18 protein-coding genes are annotated in these 21,159 nt (G+C 46.8%); 15 read left to right on the top strand and 3 right to left on the bottom strand.

Annotation, left to right across the window (positions count from 1 at the left end; all coding sequences use genetic code 11):
- Positions 1–109: 109 nt before the first annotated feature.
- From purM to BK126_RS10495, 15 genes are all read left to right on the top strand, one after another.
- On the top strand, positions 110–1,150 hold the full coding sequence (gene purM, locus BK126_RS10565; protein ID WP_076312454.1) for a phosphoribosylformylglycinamidine cyclo-ligase: 1,041 nt from the start codon (positions 110–112) through the stop codon (positions 1,148–1,150).
- Positions 1,150–1,776 carry a phosphoribosylglycinamide formyltransferase gene (gene purN, locus BK126_RS10560; protein ID WP_047912788.1) on the top strand — a complete coding sequence of 209 codons (627 nt, stop codon included), beginning with the start codon at positions 1,150–1,152 and terminating at the stop codon, positions 1,774–1,776. Before purM ends, purN begins: the two co-directional genes overlap by 1 nt.
- Positions 1,777–1,906: 130 nt before the next feature.
- Positions 1,907–3,454 (top strand): bifunctional phosphoribosylaminoimidazolecarboxamide formyltransferase/IMP cyclohydrolase, encoded by a 1,548-nt coding sequence (purH, locus tag BK126_RS10555; RefSeq protein WP_076312453.1) that lies wholly within the window; start codon positions 1,907–1,909, stop codon positions 3,452–3,454.
- A 209-nt stretch (positions 3,455–3,663) separates the two neighbouring features.
- On the top strand, positions 3,664–4,938 hold the full coding sequence (purD, locus tag BK126_RS10550; protein ID WP_076312452.1) for a phosphoribosylamine--glycine ligase: 1,275 nt from the start codon (positions 3,664–3,666) through the stop codon (positions 4,936–4,938).
- Between the two features lie 269 nt (positions 4,939–5,207).
- Positions 5,208–6,158 carry a ring-cleaving dioxygenase gene (locus tag BK126_RS10545; RefSeq protein ID WP_076312451.1) on the top strand — a complete coding sequence of 317 codons (951 nt, stop codon included), beginning with the start codon at positions 5,208–5,210 and terminating at the stop codon, positions 6,156–6,158.
- Positions 6,155–6,772 carry an alpha/beta hydrolase gene (locus BK126_RS10540; RefSeq protein ID WP_076312450.1) on the top strand — a complete coding sequence of 206 codons (618 nt, stop codon included), beginning with the start codon at positions 6,155–6,157 and terminating at the stop codon, positions 6,770–6,772. Before BK126_RS10545 ends, BK126_RS10540 begins: the two co-directional genes overlap by 4 nt.
- A gap of 475 nt (positions 6,773–7,247) precedes the next feature.
- A complete protein-coding gene (locus BK126_RS10535; protein WP_052512105.1) occupies positions 7,248–8,051 on the top strand; it encodes a lipase family protein in 804 nt (267 codons plus the stop codon).
- Between the two features lie 3 nt (positions 8,052–8,054).
- Positions 8,055–8,867 (top strand): hypothetical protein, encoded by an 813-nt coding sequence (locus BK126_RS10530; protein ID WP_076312449.1) that lies wholly within the window; start codon positions 8,055–8,057, stop codon positions 8,865–8,867.
- Complete coding sequence (locus BK126_RS10525) at positions 8,867–10,027, top strand: hypothetical protein (protein WP_076312448.1); 1,161 nt, start codon at positions 8,867–8,869, stop codon at positions 10,025–10,027. Before BK126_RS10530 ends, BK126_RS10525 begins: the two co-directional genes overlap by 1 nt.
- A 191-nt stretch (positions 10,028–10,218) precedes the next feature.
- Positions 10,219–10,650, top strand: coding sequence for an NUDIX hydrolase (locus tag BK126_RS10520; RefSeq protein ID WP_047912795.1), 432 nt, complete (start codon positions 10,219–10,221; stop codon positions 10,648–10,650).
- Positions 10,651–11,014: 364 nt separating this feature from the next.
- On the top strand, positions 11,015–11,491 hold the full coding sequence (locus BK126_RS10515) for a hypothetical protein (protein WP_076312447.1): 477 nt from the start codon (positions 11,015–11,017) through the stop codon (positions 11,489–11,491).
- A 548-nt stretch (positions 11,492–12,039) separates the two neighbouring features.
- The gene (locus tag BK126_RS10510) at positions 12,040–13,497 is read left to right on the top strand and encodes a glycoside hydrolase family 1 protein (protein WP_047912941.1); all 1,458 of its coding nucleotides are present in this window, start codon (positions 12,040–12,042) and stop codon (positions 13,495–13,497) included.
- Positions 13,498–13,572: 75 nt separating this feature from the next.
- Positions 13,573–15,003 carry a glycoside hydrolase family 1 protein gene (locus tag BK126_RS10505; protein WP_076312446.1) on the top strand — a complete coding sequence of 477 codons (1,431 nt, stop codon included), beginning with the start codon at positions 13,573–13,575 and terminating at the stop codon, positions 15,001–15,003.
- Between the two features lie 204 nt (positions 15,004–15,207).
- Complete coding sequence (gene licT, locus BK126_RS10500; RefSeq protein WP_047912798.1) at positions 15,208–16,059, top strand: BglG family transcription antiterminator LicT; 852 nt, start codon at positions 15,208–15,210, stop codon at positions 16,057–16,059.
- Positions 16,060–16,214: 155 nt separating this feature from the next.
- Positions 16,215–18,149, top strand: a complete 1,935-nt coding sequence (locus BK126_RS10495; protein WP_047912799.1) for a beta-glucoside-specific PTS transporter subunit IIABC — start codon at positions 16,215–16,217, stop codon at positions 18,147–18,149.
- A gap of 217 nt (positions 18,150–18,366) precedes the next feature.
- Here the strand turns inward: BK126_RS10495 and BK126_RS10490 are convergent, their stop codons facing one another.
- The 3 genes from BK126_RS10490 to BK126_RS10480 all read right to left on the bottom strand — a co-directional run bounded on the left by BK126_RS10490 (position 18,367) and on the right by BK126_RS10480 (position 21,065).
- On the bottom strand, positions 18,367–18,651 hold the full coding sequence (locus BK126_RS10490) for a DUF4176 domain-containing protein (protein ID WP_076312445.1): 285 nt from the start codon (positions 18,649–18,651) through the stop codon (positions 18,367–18,369).
- Positions 18,652–18,773: 122 nt separating this feature from the next.
- Positions 18,774–19,733, bottom strand: a complete 960-nt coding sequence (gene pelA / locus BK126_RS10485; RefSeq protein WP_081872609.1) for a pectate lyase — start codon at positions 19,731–19,733, stop codon at positions 18,774–18,776.
- Positions 19,734–20,012: 279 nt separating this feature from the next.
- A complete protein-coding gene (locus BK126_RS10480) occupies positions 20,013–21,065 on the bottom strand; it encodes an oxidoreductase (RefSeq protein ID WP_076312444.1) in 1,053 nt (350 codons plus the stop codon).
- Between the last annotated feature and the right edge of the window lie 94 nt (positions 21,066–21,159).

Raw genomic sequence — 21,159 nt, 5'->3', positions numbered from 1 at the left:
TCCGCGATAACATTTTGCGGGTGTCCAGAGGGGCCGCGGCCTCTTTGGGGTCCTCCCTGTCAGGGAGGATTTAGGAGGGTGAATTTATATTTGAGGGACGGTGACCAAGTTGTCAGAAGCATACAAAAATGCAGGCGTCGATATCGCGGCAGGCAACGAAGCGGTTGAGAAAATGAAGAAACACGTAAAACGTACATTTCGCCCTGAAGTTATGACCGATCTTGGCGGATTCGGTGCCTTGTTCGGATTGAACAAGGATAAATACGATGAGCCCGTACTCGTGTCTGGCACAGATGGTGTCGGAACGAAGCTGAAGATTGCATTTGCGATGGATCAGCATGATACGATTGGCATTGATGCAGTGGCCATGTGTGTGAACGACATTGTCGTACAAGGTGCAGAACCATTGTTCTTCCTCGACTATCTGGCATGTGACAAGGTCGTGCCTGACAAGATCGAAGCGATTGTAGCCGGTATTGCTGAGGGATGTCATCAGGCTGGAGCTGCGCTGATCGGCGGAGAAACAGCCGAAATGCCGGGCATGTACAGTGAAGGGGAATACGATATTGCCGGCTTTACGGTAGGTGTCGTGGACAAAGCGAAGATCATTAACGGCAGCACGATTGCACCTGGAGACACGGTGATCGGTCTTGCTTCCAGCGGCGTGCACAGCAACGGCTTCTCTTTGGTTCGCAAATTGCTGCTGGAGCAGTCGGGATACAGCTTGCAGGATGAGATTGCAGAGCTTGGCGGGACACTGGGCGGTACGCTGCTTACGCCGACCAAGATATATGTGAAGCCAGTCCTCGCACTTCTGGATGAAGTGAAAGTAAAAGGCATGGCGCATATTACAGGCGGTGGATTCATCGAGAACATTCCGCGGATGCTTCCTGAAGGCGTGAACGTAGACATCGATCATGGCTCTTGGCCGGTTCTGCCAATCTTCAAGCTGATGCAGGACAAAGGCAGCATCTCTAATCGCGATATGTTCACGACCTTCAATATGGGAATTGGTCTTGTCCTTGTTGTCAGTGAAGCGGATGCGGAGAACACACTCGCAGTCCTTCGTGCGAATGGTGAGGAAGCTTACACCATCGGCCGTGTGACCGAAGGCAGCGGAATCGTGACCTTTACAGGAGTGGAAGTCTAATGCCTGGCTATCGCATTGCCGTGTTTGCTTCGGGACAGGGCAGCAATTTTCAGGCATTGGTGGATGCTGCAGCGAGCGGTAAGCTGGATGCAACGATTGAGCTGTTAGTCAGTGATCGACCACAGGCTCCAGTAGTGGAGAAGGCGGAAGCCGCTGGAATTGAATGCCATGTGTTTAAGCCTAAAGAGTATGCTTCAAGAGAAGCCTACGAGCAGGAGATTGTCGCCAAGCTGGAGGAGCGCGAGATTGATCTTGTAGTCCTTGCCGGTTATATGCGGCTCTTAACCTCTGTTGTCGTTGACCGTTATGCAGGCAGGCTGATTAACATTCATCCTTCCTTGCTGCCCGCGTTTCCGGGTAAGGATGCCATTGGACAAGCTCTGGATTACGGAGTAAAGATGACGGGGATCACGGTGCACTTTGTGGACGGAGGAATGGACACGGGAGCGATTATAGCCCAGAGAGCCATTACGGTTTCACCGGAGGATACAACAGAGACACTTGCTGCTTCGATTCATGAATTGGAACGTGAGCTGTATCCAGAGGTCGTATCTTGGTTCACCAAAGGGCTTGTCACGCTGGATGGACGCAAAGTTACGATTGCGGAGAATGATGTCAGAAAGTAAGAGGCTGGACTCGGAAAAGTAACATTTTGCGATATTACTCATTTGTTCGCTGCAAGATATGATATTTCTCGGGAAATAAAACAACAATTTTTAGCACCAAAATGGGATGAACAAGAGGAGGATCTTAATCGTGGGTATTAAAAGAGCGCTGGTTAGCGTTTCGGATAAAACGGGTATCGTGGATTTTTGCCGTGAGCTGTCTAATTTGGGTGTGGAAATTATCTCGACAGGAGGAACAAGCAGCCTGCTGTCGAACGAAGGCGTTCCTGTGATCGGGATATCGGACGTAACCGGTTTTCCTGAAATTATGGATGGACGCGTCAAGACACTGCATCCTGCTGTGCACAGCGGACTGCTGGCAGTTAGAGACAATGCTGAGCATCAGCAGCAAATGAAAGATCTGGGTCTGGATTACATTGACCTCGTTGTCGTTAATTTGTATCCATTCCAAGAGACCATTGCGAAGCCGGGCGTTTCTTACGAGGACGCGATCGAAAATATCGACATCGGCGGTCCGACTATGCTTCGTTCTGCAGCCAAGAACCATGCTTTTGTCAGTGTGGTTGTCGATGCAGCCGACTATGAGCAGGTGCTTGCTGAAGTTCGTGAGAGCGGTGATACGACTCTTGAAACTCGTAAACAGCTTGCGGCAAAAGTTTTCCGTCACACGGCGGCTTATGATGCCCTTATTTCTGATTATCTGTCTAATGTCAACGGAGATCCACTACCAGAGCGCTACACCGTGACTTATGAAAAAATCCAGGATCTGCGCTATGGGGAGAACCCGCATCAGCAGGCTGCCTTCTACCGCAAACCGCTTGCACCGAATGGAACACTCACTACTGCGGAGCAATTGCATGGTAAAGAGCTGTCCTACAACAATATCAACGATGCGAACGCAGCTCTGCAGATCGTGAAGGAATTTGATGCTCCGGCTGTAGTCGCAGTTAAGCACATGAATCCTTGCGGCGTAGGTACAGGTGAGAATATCTATGAAGCCTACATGAAAGCCTACAATGCAGATCCAACTTCGATCTTTGGCGGCATTGTTGCAGCTAACCGGACGATTGACAGTGATACAGCTGTAAAGCTCAGTGAAATTTTCCTTGAGATCGTCCTTGCTCCGGACTTTACACCAGAAGCACTGGAAATCTTGACGAAAAAGAAAAATATCCGCTTGCTGAAAATGGGCGAGCTCGGCTCTGCGAAGGAGCGTACAAGCCAGTTTGTTGTCACTTCCATCGACGGGGGTATGGTCGTGCAGCAAAGTGATATTCATTCCATTGATGAAGGTGATCTTCAAGTTGTAACGGATCGTGCACCTTCTGCCGAAGAAATGAAGCAGCTGCTCTTTGGCTGGAAAGTTGTTAAGCATGTGAAATCCAATGCGATCGTGCTTGCAGCGGATGATATGACGGTGGGTGTAGGCGCTGGTCAGATGAACCGCGTCGGTGCAGCCAAGATTGCGCTTGAGCAAGCTGGAGACAAAGCCAAAGGGGCGGCGCTTGCATCTGATGCATTCTTCCCGATGGGCGATACGGTTGAACTTGCTGCAAAACACGGCATTACAGCCATCATCCAGCCGGGCGGATCGATCAAAGACGATGAATCCATCAAGGCTGCGAATGAGCATGGCATTGCCATGGTCTTCACGGGCGTACGTCATTTCAAACACTAATAAATAGATAAACAATTGAATAGAGGATTCGAGCGTTATCCGCACAAAAGATCAAAAAGGGGATTTGAACGGACAAGCGGAGCGTGATCAGATCCTTATCTTTACCCAGAAAAAGAAGCTGAGGGCTTAGCGATAACTTGTCGCCGGTCCTCAGCTTTACACTAGATAGAAGCTTTTTTATAGGATGATATTAAGGAGGAACCTAACCTATGGATATTCTCGTCATTGGCGGCGGCGGCCGCGAGCATGCGATCGTATGGGCTTTGTCGAAATCGGAAAAGGCTGGCAAGATCTACTGTGCACCGGGAAATGCAGGAATCGGCCAGATTGCGGAGTGTGTGCCGATTGCAGTCAGCGAGTTCGAGCAGTTGACCGCTTTTGCGTTGGAAAAAGAAATCGGATTGGTGGTCGTTGGACCGGATGATCCGTTGGCCGACGGAATTGTGGATGCATTCGAAGCGAAGGACATTCCTGTGTTTGGCCCACGCAAAAATGCGGCAGAAATCGAAGGCAGCAAAACATTCATGAAGGATCTGCTCCGGAAATACAGCATTCCTACGGCAGCCTACGAGAAGTTTGGTGACTATGAACAGGCGCTCGCTTATTTGCGCTCACGCACGGCTCCAATCGTCATCAAGGCCGATGGACTTGCTGCGGGCAAAGGGGTAACCGTAGCTTATACGATGGAAGAAGCCGAAGAGGCGCTGCGCAGTATGATGCTGGACAAGGTATTTGGCGATGCCGGTACTCAAGTCGTTATTGAAGAGTTTCTGGAAGGGCAGGAAATGTCCATTCTTGCATTTGTGGATGGAGAAACGGTTCGCTGCATGCCGGCAGCACAGGATCACAAGCCGGTGTATGATGGAGATAAAGGGCCGAATACAGGCGGAATGGGAACCTATTCTCCGCTTCCTCATATTGATCAAGCCATTATTGACAAGGCCATAGAATCCATAGTCATTCCTACCGCAAAGGCAATGGTAGAAGAAGGACGTCCATTCCGTGGAGTGCTGTTTGCCGGGCTGATGATATCTCCCGATGGAACACCAAAGACAATAGAGTTCAATGCACGTTTTGGAGATCCGGAAACGCAAGTCGTGCTCCCTAGGCTGAAGACCGATCTGCTCGAGATCTTCCTGGCCGCCGTCAACGGAACGCTGGCAGATATCGACATCGAGTGGAGTGAAGAAGCTGCCGTGTGTGTCGTCCAGGCATCGGGCGGCTACCCGGCTTCATACCCTAAAGGAATTGTTATTTCAGGACTGGATGAGGTATCAAGCGGGGAGTCTGCGCTTGTATTCCATGCGGGAACGGCGAAGAACGAGGCAGGAGAATGGGTGACAAACGGCGGACGTGTACTGGGTATCGTCGGACGTGGTGCCACCATTGAAGAAGCCAGAGCGGAAGCCTATGCAGCAGCGAAACGCATTGATTTCGAAGGAAAGCATCAGCGGACCGATATTGCGGCCAAAGCACTGGTATAAGTTTCAACACAGGAATAACTAAACCATAACGGCTTTTTTGTATGCAGAACTTCATTATGGTTCATCATACAAAGAGGCCGTTTTTTTGTGTTGGAAAACAATAGAAAATCTCCTCTTGCAAATTCGTTGTGGAGGGTTTATGATAAGGACATAGAAATTATCTTAAATTTAAGATATTATAATTTGAAATGTTTTACAAAGCTTAGCAGCTCAGATATAGATTGGAAATGTATAAACCAAAATTCAATAATGGAGTGGAGGAAATTAACATGTTACAAACCGCAGGAATTCACCATATTACCGCTTTTGTGAGCGATGCTCAGCGCAATGTCGATTTTTATGCCGGCATACTCGGACTTCGCCTGGTGAAGAAGACCATTAACTTCGATGCACCGGAAGTATATCACTTCTACTTCGGAGATGAGAAAGGAAGTCCGGGTACAATCATCACCTTCTTCCCGCAGGCTGGTGCACGTAAAGGTGCTGTCGGAGGCGGGCAAACAGGAGTAACCGTATATGCAATTCCACCGGGCAGCATGGATTTCTGGAAGGAAAGACTGACCTCATTTGATATCCGTTTTGAAGAGAAACATCGTTTTGGCGAGAGCTATATTCGGTTTTTGGATAACGCAGGACTTGTCCTTGAGCTCGTTGAACGTGAGGCGGGGGATTTGAATACCTGGTCCTTCAATGGAGTTCCGTCAGATAAAGCGATCAAAGGCTTTGGCGGTTCTGTATTGTACAGTCTGGCTCCGGAGCAAACGATCCGGGTGCTCGAAAATTTCCTTGGGCTGACGAAAGTAGCTGAAGAGGAAGGATGGGTTCGTTTCGAAGGAACAGGAAATTTGGGTAATATTATTGATATCAACAAAGTAAAAATGGCTCCTGGACGCGGCGGCTCCGGAACAGTCCATCATATTGCATGGCGCGCCAAAGATTTCGAAGAACATGAAGCTTGGCGGAACATGGCCGTAGAGGCTGGACTTCATCCAACAGGCATCATTGACCGTCAATATTTTAACGCTGTATATCTCAGAGAACCGGGCGGCATCCTGTTTGAGATCGCCACAGACCCTCCTGGGTTCGCAAATGATGAAACACCTGATAAACTGGGTGAGAAGATCATGCTTCCATCCTGGTATGAGCCTCACCGTGAAGCAATCGAAGCAAATTTGCCGGACGTCATTGTCCGTAATATTGAAGGAGGAACTAAAGTATGAATATGAAGCATATCTATCGTGAAGGCAGCAACCCCTCAGCACCAACGATCCTATTGCTCCACGGCACAGGAGGAACAGAAACCGATCTTCTTCCGCTTGCAGAGCTGGTATCTCCAGAGTCAAGTGTACTTGGGGTGAGAGGAAACGTAAGCGAACACGGAATGCCCCGATTTTTCCGCCGTCTGGCTGAAGGGGTATTTGATATAGAGGATCTGATCTTTCGTACACGAGAGCTGCATGAATTCCTGGATGAAGCGGCAGAGCAGTACGGCTTTGACCGCCGCAATATCGTGGCCATCGGCTACTCTAACGGTGCCAATATTGCAGGCAGCCTGTTGTTCCATTACGCGGATTCGCTGCGTGGGGCGATACTTCACCATCCCATGGTACCTCTTCGGGACGTTGTGCTTCCGGATTTGGCAGGTGCTCCGGTATTTATTGCCGCAGGAAAAAACGACCCGATGTGCGCTCCGCAGGAATCGGAAGAGCTTGAAGAACTCCTTACCGGCGCCGGTGCCAACGTGAAGATGCATTGGGAGAATAACGGTCACCAGCTGAGCCGTAATGAAGTCATTGCCGCAGCTGCCTGGTTCAAGGTTCAATTCAAAGCTTAAAATATTAATCACATAAATGATGATGTTAAACCTGGCAATGCGGGGAATACGGAGTCAGTCACGATCATTGTGACTACTCGCGTATCCCCGTTTTTTTGCGGTATAGAAGCGGGGTTATTCCTGTCCACTTATTGAAGATTCTCGTAAAATCACTCTTCCGAGGAACAGCTCGAAGATCTCATTTGCAAACTGAATGCACTGGATCAATAACAAGCACCAATGATGTGAAGATGATCAACTTCATATTAGTTATAGAACATCGTCTATGTATAGACGGTGTTTTTTTATGTATCTTTAGCGTTTCTTTAACGATTCTTTAGATTGGCTTGAACGTAAATTTAACGCGGGTCTGTAAGATAAGAAATGTCAAGAAGTTATCCTAAATTAGAAAGGATGGAGATTATACGGATGTTCATTCAGTCCAATCCTGCCATTGTAATTCAGAGCATTGAGGTTCATTTTGGAGATCCCGGATATGTGTAGCTCGGTGTTTAACCACGACGAGGCAATGCGATGGGGAGGCTTCATCAAGTCCGTCTACAGTGCAGATCGAACAGTCAGTGATGCGAACGCACTCCTCGAGATTGAACTGCCGAACTGGAAGATCATCGCCGGGATTTCAATTGAGCCTTCTCTGTTCAAATCGCATTCCGAAGAATGGATTGGCTGCGTTATGGAATCCTTGACCGACCCTTCCCGCAAGGGAATTGTGTATCGGGGAACGGAGACAGAGCTGGAGTGGATTGATGATTTTGAATTCTTCCTGCTGTCCTACACGGAACCTGGAGGCGTTGGCAAGGTGGAAGAGGGATTCGCCAGAATGTACCGCTCCCTTAAGGTTCACCTGCTTGAAGGAGACAAATCCCTGCTCATGACAGAGTATACCCAGAATCTCCAAGCAAGCAGCCTGACTGTTGCGGGGCATAGCCTCGGTGGAGCATTGACTGTACTGACGGCGTATGCGGCCGCCTTTTGCGGGATGGAGACAGAGGTATACACCTTTGGTTCTCCCATGGTCGGAGATCGGACTTTTACGTCCGCCTATGAGAAGTTGGTCCCCAGTACATGGCGTATCTATAATGCGCCGGATATTGTGCCAAAGCTTCCTGCTAGTGAGCTTGGATTCGCTCAGCCGGAAGTCGGCATCCAGGTAAACTCCTTAGATATTCCTGGGAGCGGGCGAGGACTGGCCGAGTACCACAAGATGGATACGTACTTAATGTGTATTTCTCAGCAACAGACTAATGATTCAAACTCAAATAATGAGAAGGTGGGATAGGTTATGCCAATTTTTTATCCAGACAACGACAATAGAAAGAGAAGATTGATTGAACTCGCTACGGACACTGAAAATTTCTTATATGATGCAACAGCGAATTATAACGATTTTAAAGCTCTGTGTACTCAAGTCAATGCTCAAATCGTAAGTGTGTATCAGGAAGCCGGATTGAAGCAGCCGGATATCAGCCAGATTAATGTCATCAAGCAGGCAGATCCTTCTACGGATATTAACACGGAGGAGACGGTTGTTGCGATTGCAGAGGTCATTGTCGATGTAGCCGGGTTTATCGGTTCGGTTAAATATCTAGCTCCAGCGGCTACCAAGATGCTGGTCAGAGCAGGGCTTATGACAGAGGAAACGGCCGCTAAGGTCTTGACCAAATTTACGGTACCACTCATCGACAGAGAAGTAGAGATTACAGCGGGAGACCTGGCAGGGAGCATCCTCGGGGGGATCGCCGGAGGCGTTGCCGTTGCTGGAATTGATCTGGGTATCGATGCGATCGAAGGCTCCATTGCCAAAAACAAATTAAGAACAGGGCTGCATCAGATTTACCCGATGAGACAAACGGCAAAAATGTCACTTGATCAGACCAAAGAGCTGAAAAACTCCATTCAATCCGTGAAGACGACGCTGGATGCAATTACGGGTGCAGGCATCGAGCTGAATGAGCAGATCATCACCAATCTGATTACGAAAGACGTGCTGCCAAGTGTGCAAAAAGCACAGGCTATTACGCTTGATGTAGTCAACGTTGAACTGAGCGGACTGGACACTGACCGCAAATCCTGGACAAATGAGGATACGAATTAATGTCGATCTTTTTTCCGGACAATGATAAGCGGCAGGCGAGACTCATTGAGCTATCTTCGGATACACAAAATTTCTTGAATCAATTGAAAAATAACTATGCAGAATTTACGATACTGAGCCAGGAGATTAACGCCAAGATTGCAGATTTGTATACGCAGCATGGTCTGACTGTTCCCGATGTTACGAGCTTTGATATCCTGCAGGCAAGCGGAGCGGCACATGATGTCTCGACAGGCGATACAGCTGTAGGGGTCACCAATATTTTAGTCGATGTAGCGAGCTTTCTTATCACCGTGCAATATCTTGCTCCAGGAGTAACCGCCATGTTGGTCGATTCAGGCATCATGGCAGCGGAGACGGCTGCAACGGTGCTTGGCTTTGTCCTCGGCGTCGAGATAGCTGTCGGAACACTTGCAGGCGGACTCATTGCTGGAGTCATTGCGGCGGTTGTCGTTGTAGGTATCGGGCTAGCCATTGATGCGATCGAAGGGGCCATCCTAAGAAGCAAGCTGCGGCATGGTATACATCAGATGGATCAAGTGCGCGGTTCATTGAAGCTCTCTCTCGATAAAGCCAGTATCATGGTGGAGTCCATGAAGAGCATTCAGCGGGCTCTGGATTCTCTTCAGCAGAGCAATATTGAGATCAGTGATGCAGTTGTGCGCAATATTGTGCAAAAAACGGTAGAGCCGGCTCTGGCCCAGGCCGATGCTGTGACACTGCAGAACGTCATTGCCGAGCTGAGTCAGCTCGATCACCAGCGTGGATCATGGACAGCAGAAGACGAAGTACCTTCGGAATCTCCTGGGCCTCATAAGGTCTTCTTGATAGCCAAAGCCCCTGAAAGTACACTGCCTGCTATTCCATCGGATTTGAAGCCGACATGCTTGGCTTCTCCAGATACGCTTCAGCCGAATGCGATATATCCGATCATTAAATCGGACGGTTATACCTACTGGCCGCTGAGCTATATAGATAATCGGGTAGGAATGGCAGTCGTGGCGTTCGATCCAAGCGGACATCTGGTGAAGCGCTGGGATAAGATCGGGGCTAGATACATCGTGGACATTACGGCAGATCCAAACAGCAATTCAATGATCTTCAAAGGTCAGGCTAATCAATCGTTTAGCATGCCTTGGTCTGAGCTCGGTACGCTGTAATTGCGTAACTCGAATACAAAGCTATCATCATCGTATGTTTGCATATTTATCATTTTTATATTAAGCGGCACTCTTCTTCAATATTGAGAAGGGTGTCTTATTCTTTTGGGAAAGAACACTTGTTCCTGATATGGTTTAGATCTACAATAGGTTTATATTTCCAATCTTAATTGTAGGAAGAGGAATTAGAAATGCAAAGAAGGAATGTAGTCTACTCCTTAATTATGGATGATACCTGCTCTAAGGTGCTCATGGTTCAAAACATGGATAACGGACGCTGGTCACTGCCCGGCGGGGCGGTAGAAGCGAATGAAACATTGGAGCAAGCTGCAGTTAGAGAGGCAAGAGAAGAAACAGGCCTTTTCATACAAGTAGGAGAGCTTGTCGGGGTAAGTGAGTGCATTATTGAAAAGCGCGGAGAGCAAGTGCTGTTCTTTACTTTTCTAAGTGAAGTGATCGGAGGAGAACTGCAAATCACATCACCCGAGGAGATAGGGGAAATCGCCTGGATTAATATGGATCACGCTAATCAACTGATGCCAGTGCCTTCTTATCAAGGCGGACTTAAGGCGGCAGCTAGAGCGGATCGAGGAATAACATACATAGACGAAGGAACGGCTTAGGCGGCTTGAGGAACAGATGATTTAAATCTAGAATAGATTAGATTCTTTGGAGGAGACGGGATTACAATGAGTGTCTTTGCACAAGCACAGGACAATTTAAGAGCAGCAAATCAGATACTAGGTCGGTCCGAATCTATGAAGCCGTCGTGGATTATGGGGTCCGGACGCTGCCAGAGCTCAAGGCTTGGTATGGGCAGCATGTTCAGGAGGGGCTTACCTTCTGGAAACCCCGTAATTAGAAACTATAGATTATAACAAAACTTCTAATTCACTCTTACGTCTAATGATATAGCCCATGTTCAAGCTGTGGTCAGGTATTGAATAGGCTGAAACATACTATTAAGGCAGAGGATGAAGAGACGAAATGAAGCCGACCGTAGCAGACATGATGAAGGCTTATGCTGAAGACGCTGTTGAGTTAGCTGAGAAGCTGGGTCAGAAGCTTGATTACAGTGAAGATAGCATCAAGAGCCTGGAAGGGATATTACAACGCTATCATGAAGAATTGCCCCGAGGTGTGAGAAAGATATTTAGAAGGGGCCCTTCAGAACACGAGAAGATTCAGATGTCCAAGGCTTGGGGCGGTTATTTGGGAGAAACGATCATCAAACACTTGGGGGGAGAATGGCAGCGAAGCAGTGTATCGGAGGATACGATTGCTCTTGTCGTGAGCAAGGTGATTAACGGAGAAGACTATCCTCATGAGATCTATCCTCCATCTAAGGTATACCGCAGAATAATAAACGGTCCGGAGGACAATGTTTGGCATTATTACCTTGTGCTCAAAGAGGACTTGAGCTGTGATCCAGCCCAGTCAGCCGAGTCATGTCAAGAACTCTGAAAGAGAAGCAAATAGGATCCTGAGGAGAAATGACGGATTCATTCTTATGGAATCTCTCCTGAGGGAGGGGCTGTTAATAGTCTGATGCCTAAGCTGTGCCTATGGCTTGAAACAAACGATTGTCTGCTCTTATAATGATCTAAATGATAGCTTGGACAGTATACATTCGGAGTAAAGTAGATAATGACAGCTATAGGCACAGCAACAATTGATGGCATCTCAGTGACCAAGTTGATTTTATATTTGCACTGTGTTACGCTTACATTACATGACAACCACATATTTTAGATGCATCGTTTAATGGATTGTTACTGCTTAAGACAGGCAAAACCTAAACTGATGGTGAAATGACAGGCTCCTTGGCGGAGTGTGCTTTTACCTTGAGTTTAGGTTTTTTTTGTTTTCTGACCTCGGATGACAGCCGGCGTATTCGGGAGTCTGCCTACGAAAACAATCAAGCCTGTGTACTATTCATGTCCTAAATTGAATTTTTTATCTATATTTCGAAATTTCTATATTTATATCACATAGAAGAGAGGTTGTTAATGATGACATTAGCCAAAAAAGGATTTCCGGAAAATTTCTTATGGGGCGGAGCAACCGCAGCGAACCAGCTTGAAGGAGGTTATAACCTAGGTGGCAAAGGTCTCTCCACCGCAGACATGATTGCCCATGTTCCTAAGGAGCTTCGTAAAGGCGGTCATGCCATGGACATTACTTCGGACCGTATCGAACAGATCCTCGCTGGAGAGGTTGAAGAGCGTTTTCCAAAGCGTCATGGCATCGACTTCTACCACCGTTTCAAAGAAGATATCGCTCTGTTTGCTGAAATGGGCTTTAAGGTATTCCGGATGTCCATTCATTGGGCTCGTATTTTCCCGAACGGCTATGATGAAGTACCGAACGAGGAAGGGCTGAAATTTTATGATGAGGTGTTTGATGAGCTGCATAAATACGGCATTGAGCCGCTCGTAACGCTGTCCCATTATGAAACACCGCTGGGTCTGACGCAAAAATATAATGGATGGGCCGGACGTGAAGTCATCGACCATTATGTGAGATATGCGGAAACGGTATTCAAGCGCTATAAAGATAAGGTGAAATACTGGCTGACGTTTAACGAGATTAATGTCATGCTGATCAGCCCATATACGGGCGGCGGTATTCTGGTGGACAAGGTGGATAACAAGCTCCAAACGGCCTTCCAAGCGCTGCATCATCAGTTTGTGGCGAGTGCCTTGGTGACGAAGCTGGCCCATGAGATTATTCCAGGCTCCCAAGTAGGCTGCATGCTGGCTCGTATGGAGACCTATCCGAAGACCTGCAATCCAGAGGATGTAAGACTGGCTCAGCAGGAAAATCAAATCAACCTGTTCTTTACTGATGTCCATGCTCGTGGTAAGTATCCAAATTACATGGCACGATACTTTGAAGAGAATAACGTGGTTATCGAGCGCCAGCCGGGCGATGATGAAATTCTGATCAACAATACAGTGGATTTTATTTCGTTCAGCTATTACATGAGTGTAACGAAATCAGCATCTGCGGATGAGGAAGAGGTAGCTGGCAATCTGGCTGGCGGCGTGAAGAATCCTTATCTTGAGGCTTCCGACTGGGGCTGGGAGATCGATCCAATTGGGCTTCGAGTTACACTCAACAATCTATGGGATCGTTACAATAAACCGCTCTTTATCGTGGAAAATGGACTTGGCGCATATGACAAGGTCGAAGAGGACGGCTCCATTCATGATACGTACCGGATAGATTACCTCAGAAAGCATATCGAGCAGATGAATGAAGCAATTAAGGATGGAGTAGATCTGATGGGCTTCACAAGCTGGGGGCCGATTGATCTGGTCAGCATGTCTACATCTGAAATGTCCAAGCGCTATGGCTTTATTTATGTCGATCTGGATGATGCAGGCAACGGTACACTCGAACGCTCGAAAAAGGATTCCTTTGAATGGTTCAAGAACGTTATCGCTACTAACGGCGAAGTGCTCTAAAGAAGATTTCGGGTGATAGAATGAACAGCCCGGCTTCTGTGCAGGATATAACAATCGAGAGAGGATTGAATTAATATGACAACTCCATTTCCGAAAGACTTTCTATGGGGCGGTGCTGTAGCGGCCAATCAGCTCGAAGGGGCCTATAATCAAGATGGTAAAGGACTATCTGTACAAGATGTGCTGCCAAAGGGTATATCAGCGCCGAGAACGGAAGAACCGACTTCAGATAACTTGAAGCTCGTAGGGATTGATTTTTATAACCGATACAAAGAGGACATCAAGCTGTTTGCTGAAATGGGCTTCAAGGTATTCCGTACGTCGATCGCCTGGTCGCGTATTTTCCCGCAAGGAGATGAGCTTGAGCCGAATGAAAAAGGGCTGCAGTTCTACGATGATTTGTTTGACGAGTGCTTGAAGTATGGTATTGAGCCGCTGGTCACCATCTCTCATTATGAGACGCCGCTGCACCTGTCCAAGACATATAACGGCTGGGTTAACCGCCAAATGATTGGATTCTATGAACGCTATGTTAGAACACTGTTTGCCCGCTACAAAGGAAAAGTGAAATACTGGCTGACCTTTAACGAGATCAACTCTATTCTGGAGGAGCCATTTATGAGCGGAGGCATCTTTACTCCGAAGGAGCAGCTCTCCAAGCAGGATTTGTATCAGGCGATCCATCATGAGCTGGTAGCCAGTGCCTTAGCCGTGAAGATCGGACATGAGATGATGCCAGAGGCCAAAATCGGCTGCATGGTGCTCAGTATGCCGACTTATCCGCTCACGCCGAACCCGGATGATGTGGTTAAAGCGATGCATGCAGAGCAAAGAAATGATCTGTTCGCCGATGTGCATGCCCGTGGCTATTATCCTAAATATATCAATCGTTATTTCAAGGAGAACAATATCAGCATTCAGTTTGAAGATGGCGATGCTGAAATTTTGAAGCACACGGTGGATTTCATATCCTTCAGTTATTATGTGAGCATTTGCGAAACAGCCGATCCGGACAAGCGGAATGAAGGTAAAGGCAATTTGTTCGCAGGTGTGCAAAACCCTTATCTGAAAGCAAGCGAATGGGGATGGCAGATTGATCCTCAAGGTCTTCGTGTTACACTCAATAAATATTATGACCGTTATCAGAAGCCATTGTTCATTGTTGAGAATGGACTTGGGGCTATTGATGAGCTTGTTACGGACGAGCAGGGGAATAAGACCGTGATTGACGATTATCGAATCCAGTATTTGAACGATCATCTTGTTGAAGTCGGTAAAGCGATTGAGGATGGGGTCGAGGTCATGGGCTTCACCTCCTGGGGATGTATTGATCTGGTGAGCGCATCTACTGCCGAGATGAAGAAACGTTATGGCTTCATCTATGTAGACCGCAACAATGACGGTACAGGCAGTCTCGAACGGTATAAGAAGAAATCATTTGATTGGTATAAAGAAGTTATTGGTACAAATGGAGCGAGTCTTACAGATCCGGCTGCCGAAAAGTAATTACCGAATAGTGGCACCTTCGGGAATGTTAAACGCTTTCATAAAACCGTTGTCATTTGGCTGCTGATATGGTAAGATAGGCCTATAGCTAATATATTACTGGATTGTTACTGTTAAATCAGGCAAAACCAGAGGCGGGGCTGCAACAATGCTCGGCTTTGGTTTTGCCTTTAATTTTTTGCCAGTACAAGGTGATGTGAACAGATGAAAATAGCGAAGGTGCTGAACAACAATGTTGTGACGGTCATCGATTCAAGTGGTAATGAGCAGGTTGTTATGGGGCGGGGGATCGCCTTTAAGAAACACACAGGAGACTCGATTGATGAATCTCTTATTGAAAAGGTATTCTCACTTGAAAGCAAGGAAGTATCACAGAAACTGAAAACGCTTCTGTCCGATATTCCTGCGGAATATGTGGAATGCTCGGATGAGATTATCCGTTATGCGGAAACAGTACTTGGCGAGAAGCTTCATGAGAGCATCTACATCTCGCTGACGGATCATATTCATTTTGCCATAGACCGTCATCGGCAGGGCATGCAGCTGCGGAACGCACTGCTGTGGGAGATCAAACGGATGTACCGCAAGGAGTTTGCCATTGGTCTGAAGGCGCTGAATATTATTGAAGAAACGCTCGGCGTTCTCCTGCCGGAAGACGAATGCGCATTCATCGCAATGCATCTTGTAAATGCCCAGATGAACGGCGAGATGAGGGAAACGATCAGCATTACGAATATCGTCAAGGATATTCTAAACATTGTAAGACGAAGCTTTGTGATTGAGCTGGATGAAGATTCACTCAGTTACTATCGGTTCTTAACGCATCTGAAATACTTTGCACAGCGGGTCATAGCAGGGACCGCGATTGAAGGGAAGGAAGAGGATAACCCGCTTCACGACCTGGTCAGCAAGCAATATCCTGATGCTTACGCTTGTGCCATGAAGATTAACGATTACACCCGAAAAATTTATGGACGGGTATTATCAAAGGAAGAAATATTATATCTGACCATTCATATTGAGCGGATCGTCAGAAACGAACAGCCAACCGAATAATACGGGATTGTTACTGTCGTACAGGCAAAACCTAAACGTTGAATCACAGATAAGTTGATCTTGTCTTGGTTTCAGTGTTTAGGTTTTTTTCTTTCCTATTCTAAGTGCAATACGAGCTTTTCACTTATTACATTTCCTAAAAGGAGCAATTCATCATGGATAAACAACAATTGTCCAAAGATATATTGAAGCTGGTCGGCGGTGAAGAAAATATCGATCAAGTAACGCATTGTATGACCCGTCTTCGCTTTAACCTGAATGACAATAGTAAGGCAGATAAGAAGACACTCCAAAATACCCCGGGTGTCATGGGTGTTATGATCAACGGGGGTCAGTTCCAGGTTATCATTGGTAACGAGGTACCTAAAGTGTACAACGCACTAGTCGGCAATATGAGCAAATCACCCGATGCGGGTACGAATGCATCCAGCGAAACAAAGACGAAGAAAAATCCGCTGAGTGCTTTGTTTGATTTTATTTCCGGCGTATTTACCCCGATTCTTCCGGCGATTACCGGAGCGGGGATGATCAAAGGGATTGTCGCACTGCTGGTCACACTGGGCTGGATGTCCGAGACAAGTTCGACGTATCAAATCTTGTCGGCAATTGGGGACGGAGCGTTCTACTTCCTGCCGATTATCTTGGGGATTAGTACTGCCCGCAAGCTGGGAAGCAACATGTACATTGGTGCAGCGATCGGGGCTTCTGTACTCCATCCGACGATAACCACCTTGCTAGGAACAGGTGAAAGTATAACCTTTGCCGGACTTCCTGTTGTGGCAGCCACCTATTCTTCATCGGTGATCCCGATCCTAATTGCGGTGTGGCTCGCCTCCTATGTTGAGAAAGCCGTAGACAAGGTTACCCATGCATCACTTAAGCTAATTGTTGTTCCTACAGTTACGCTGCTCGTCATTGTACCTGTGACGCTTATTGCCGTTGGTCCACTGGGTGTTATTATCGGTAATGGCTTGACGGATGGTTTCTCCTGGCTGTTTGATAACACAGGACTGTTTGCAGGACTTATTATTGGCGGAGCTTTCTCGCTGCTGATTATTACAGGCATGCACTATGCCCTTGTACCAATCATGATCGGTTCGATCGCAACATTGGGCTATGATTACCTGATTCCGATGATGATGGTAGCGAACTTTGCCCAAGCTGGCAGTGCGCTCGGCGTATCGCTCAAGTCCAAGAACAAACAAACGAAATCACTCGCAATGTCGACGAGTGTTACGGCCTTCATGGGAATTACGGAACCCGCGATGTACGGGGTCAACATGAAGTATAAGAAACCGTTTATCGCGGCCCTGATCGGGGCGGGTATCGGCGGTGCCTTCATGAGCTTGTTCCATACGAAAGCTTATGTTGTCGGCGGCCTTGCCGGTTTGTCCGGTATTCCCATGATTCTGGGTGAAACTTTCGTATATGCTGTTATCGGTCTTCTAATTGGTTCGGCTGCAGCTGCAGTCCTCACTTATATTCTTGGATTTGATGAAGAGATCGCGGTGGAGACTCAGGAAGCTAAAGAAGTGAATACACAGGGCGCCAATGCTTCACAAACTTCTGTGACAGCTGATGCAGGAGCTGCAGCTTCCGTGTCCGTGAATGAGGAGGAAGTAAAAACAGAAGATCAGGAAGTATACAGCCCGATTACAGGTGAGGTCAAACCGCTGAGTGCGGTGAATGACCCTGCGTTCTCTGAAGAGATTATGGGTCAAGGATTTGCCATTCAGCCATCCGAAGGCCGGGTTGTCTCTCCGATTAACGGAACGGTCTTCTCACTGTCCAAGAGCGGTCATGCGATTGGCCTTGTGAGTGACAGCGGAGCGGAAATGCTGATTCATATCGGTATTGATACAGTGAAGCTGAAAGGGCAATTCTTTAGTCCGAAGGTTCAAGCTGGAGCGAGGGTATCCGTGGGTGATCTTCTGATGGAGTTCGACAGGGAAGAGATCGAAAAAGCAGGCTACGAAACAATTACACCTGTCATTGTAACCAACATGCACCAATACGGAGCGATCCAATCCGCAGGAAAAACAAACGTCCGTGAAACAGAGTTGATCTACACAGCTAAGGCGCTGAAATAATGGAAAAAGTGATTTCGTTACTCGAAGAGAGATTTGAAAAGGATTTTTGAAGAAAGCCCAGCTAAATTACAGCTGGGCTACTTCTTTACACCCACTTAGTGAGATTTTTGGATGAAGAACGACTTTTGACGAAGTCAACCGGAGTGATTCAGCCAAAAACCGAATGCTCGATTCAGCCAAAAACCGAACGCTCGATTCAGCCAAAAACCGAATGTATTTACTCGGCTTCCTTGATCGCTTCAGCAAGGATTTTACGGAAAGCAACTTCCTCATGATCCTCAAATCCTTTAAATATAACATCCTTGATATCCTCGTGGTTAAAGAAGACATTAGAGTCTTCTGTTAAATTGCCGTGTGGATAATAACATGCCACATAGTCCCATGTACTCTGAGACTCAGTATCATTTTGCAGCCGGCCATAGATCATCAGCTTCTGCTTCCATTCCTTAATGCGTACTACAGAACCGATCGGCAGCAGGTCTTGTTCATAGTTAACAGTCATGATCGTTCCTCCTTTGCAGGTCAATGCTCTTATTTAACCATAATGACCCATAGACATGCAAAAGAAGCTGCTTGTTATTTCATTCCTATCACATCAGCCATTGAAGGATTAGCCGCTTCATCTTAATAGATGCCCAAGCTATTGGCCCAGTTCCCATACCAGGAATAATTAACTCTTCGTTCTTGTTCAATATCACTTAGCTTGTACTTCACTATACCGTCTCGACCGACAAAGATCGGTTTATTGGTATTGATCTCATAGAAACGAGCCCAAATGGCCGGCGCACTCGGATCACTAACCACCACAACATCATCCGTAGTCTTTACTACTTTGATACCGGTGATTTTTACAGCTTTGAGCCAATCTTCCGCTGCCTTGATACTATTTGCAATTGCCGTAGTAGAGGCTCTAGTCTTGAGGAATTTAACGATGTTCACACTTTCCTGTGCGCTAAGAGAAGGAACCTCATAGGATCTTGCTCCAGCCGGCTTTAGTGTTGAGGAATCATGCTGTTGTCCCCAAACGGTCAGTTTACCGTTCACAGACACCTGAATTTGCAAAATTAAGTTGATTCCCTTGGATACAGCACTACTGGCTCTGCTGGCTAACGTGCTGTCCACAAAGGAAAAATCGCCTTTTTTGTTAGCGACGTCATCGAGTAGAATCATAACGTTAATCATGGCGTTGTCATTAAATGTAATGTGCTTGTGATAACCGGAGCTGTTGTATATTTGCGGCCAGCCTCCATTCGCATATTGCATGTTTAGCAAGAAGTTGATTCCACGGATCGCAGCAGCAGAATATTGAGCATTGTTGGTTTTCTGGTATTCCGCGGCCAATCTTCTAATCTCGGTATAAGTCGCCTTATTATCAATCGTAGATTTGGACCATTCTCCGCTCGTCGTGCTGTAATCCTTTTTCCATCCGCCATCGGCTTGCTGATATTTGAGTATGTCGGAAATACTTGCCGTTTCTCCTGAACTCGCTAGGACAGTAGAGGAAGGCGGAATCAGGAGAGTGATAACGGAGAATATCAGGGATAATGCCAAGAGAGCTGGAATCTTCTTGAATTTTGCCAACATAACAGTCATCTCCTTATTAATTACTTAATGTAAACGTTTACAGTCTTGTTGCTTATTATATCGGACGACCACATGATTGTAAATAATTTTAAAAAATGGATTGAATATCCTGATTATTTGCAGATAACCTGATGTTCACCAGCATTTGAAAAAGCAAATAAACACAAAAAAGCACTTATTCAAGTAACCGGAAAAGTACACACCTGTGGTGTATCGTTTAACCTGGGTCGCTTAAAAAAGTGCATTAAAAGTGAATTAAAAGTGCTAAATGCTCTCCTTTTAGATCAATTGTGCTAAATGGATTGCTGAATTATATGGATTGAGCGGCAATCCGTTCTTAAGGCGGTTAACAAAATCGTTATTCGCCAGCAAGGGACGGCCAAATGCAGCCAAATCGATGACACCTGAACGGATGGCTGTCACAGCAGAATCGGGAGTCAGATTGCCAACTCCGATGATATAACCTTCCCATCGACTCCGCACGAGCTCGTGAAATGTCAGACCTTCCCATATCGGCTGGGAGAAATGGTTTGTAGATGGATGGATGACTTGCAGACCAACCTCGTGAAACATCTCGATGTATGACTCGATCTCAGCGATAGGGTCTAACCATCGGAAACTGGGCTCATCGTCTTTCAATTCAGAGAAGCGTAGAACGACACGCTCCATACCGATATCCTCACCAATGGCAGAGAGTATTTCTCTCATTAGTCTCAGACGCTGAGTCCTGTGACCACCATAACCATCCGTACGTCGATTTGTGGATTCCGATGCAAATTGATCAATTAGATAGCCATGGGCTCCGTGAATTTCGACCCCGTCAAAACCGGCTTGTATAGCATTATTAGCTGCCTGTTTAAAGTGATGTACGGTCATACGAATATCTTCATTCGTCATTTCCTTAGGCATAGCGTAAGGTTTACGCAACCGATGTACAAGCCCCTCAGCACGCAGAGCAGAGGGGGCAAGGGCTGGACGGCCCCCTGTTAAATCAGGATGGGTCAGCCTGCCGACATGCCATAGCTGTGCTATAATGGTGCCGCCTTTTTCATGTACTGCCTCCGTGACTTTGCGCCAAGCACTCACTTGCTCGCTTGTATATAATCCAGGTACTCCAAAGGTCCCTTTTCCTTGGATTGTCGGTATAATGCCTTCTGTGATGATAAGTCCTATTCCATCTTCCGCTCGGCGTTGATAGTAAGCAATGACATCCTCACCAACCGTACCCGTAACATCATTGGCAAATGAGCGCGTCATTGGAGCCATTACAATCCGTGTTTGTAGTTGCCAGGGCCCGATTCGAACGGGCTGTAACAATTCGTTATTTATCATATCCACGCCTCTTCTTTCAATTGATATAATAAATAATTTTATATAATATCGATGTTAGGTACTATAGAGTTTTAAAGTTAATATGGAGTTCGAA

Source organism: Paenibacillus sp. FSL H7-0326 (assembly GCF_001955535.1).
GTDB classification, from domain to species: Bacteria; Bacillota; Bacilli; order Paenibacillales; family Paenibacillaceae; genus Paenibacillus; species Paenibacillus shunpengii.
The sequence above is the reverse complement of the archived record's forward strand: the minus strand, read 5'-3'. Positions and strand labels throughout refer to the sequence as shown.

What these genes read in the sequence shown, in the direction of transcription:
- BK126_RS10545 (WP_076312451.1), top strand. Translation starts at nt 5,208, where the DNA reads ATGTTACAAACCGCAGGAATTCACCATATTACCGCTTTTGTGAGCGAT.
- BK126_RS10540 (WP_076312450.1), top strand. Translation starts at nt 6,155, where the DNA reads ATGAATATGAAGCATATCTATCGTGAAGGCAGCAACCCCTCAGCACCA.
- BK126_RS10525 (WP_076312448.1), top strand. Translation starts at nt 8,867, where the DNA reads ATGTCGATCTTTTTTCCGGACAATGATAAGCGGCAGGCGAGACTCATT.
- BK126_RS10515 (WP_076312447.1), top strand. Translation starts at nt 11,015, where the DNA reads ATGAAGCCGACCGTAGCAGACATGATGAAGGCTTATGCTGAAGACGCT.
- BK126_RS10490 (WP_076312445.1), bottom strand. Translation starts at nt 18,651, where the DNA reads ATGACTGTTAACTATGAACAAGACCTGCTGCCGATCGGTTCTGTAGTA.
- BK126_RS10520 (WP_047912795.1), top strand. Translation starts at nt 10,219, where the DNA reads ATGCAAAGAAGGAATGTAGTCTACTCCTTAATTATGGATGATACCTGC.
- BK126_RS10530 (WP_076312449.1), top strand. Translation starts at nt 8,055, where the DNA reads ATGCCAATTTTTTATCCAGACAACGACAATAGAAAGAGAAGATTGATT.
- BK126_RS10495 (WP_047912799.1), top strand. Translation starts at nt 16,215, where the DNA reads ATGGATAAACAACAATTGTCCAAAGATATATTGAAGCTGGTCGGCGGT.
- BK126_RS10510 (WP_047912941.1), top strand. Translation starts at nt 12,040, where the DNA reads ATGACATTAGCCAAAAAAGGATTTCCGGAAAATTTCTTATGGGGCGGA.
- licT (WP_047912798.1), top strand. Translation starts at nt 15,208, where the DNA reads ATGAAAATAGCGAAGGTGCTGAACAACAATGTTGTGACGGTCATCGAT.
- purN (WP_047912788.1), top strand. Translation starts at nt 1,150, where the DNA reads ATGCCTGGCTATCGCATTGCCGTGTTTGCTTCGGGACAGGGCAGCAAT.
- BK126_RS10535 (WP_052512105.1), top strand. Translation starts at nt 7,248, where the DNA reads ATGTGTAGCTCGGTGTTTAACCACGACGAGGCAATGCGATGGGGAGGC.
- purD (WP_076312452.1), top strand. Translation starts at nt 3,664, where the DNA reads ATGGATATTCTCGTCATTGGCGGCGGCGGCCGCGAGCATGCGATCGTA.
- BK126_RS10480 (WP_076312444.1), bottom strand. Translation starts at nt 21,065, where the DNA reads ATGATAAATAACGAATTGTTACAGCCCGTTCGAATCGGGCCCTGGCAA.
- BK126_RS10505 (WP_076312446.1), top strand. Translation starts at nt 13,573, where the DNA reads ATGACAACTCCATTTCCGAAAGACTTTCTATGGGGCGGTGCTGTAGCG.
- pelA (WP_081872609.1), bottom strand. Translation starts at nt 19,733, where the DNA reads ATGTTGGCAAAATTCAAGAAGATTCCAGCTCTCTTGGCATTATCCCTG.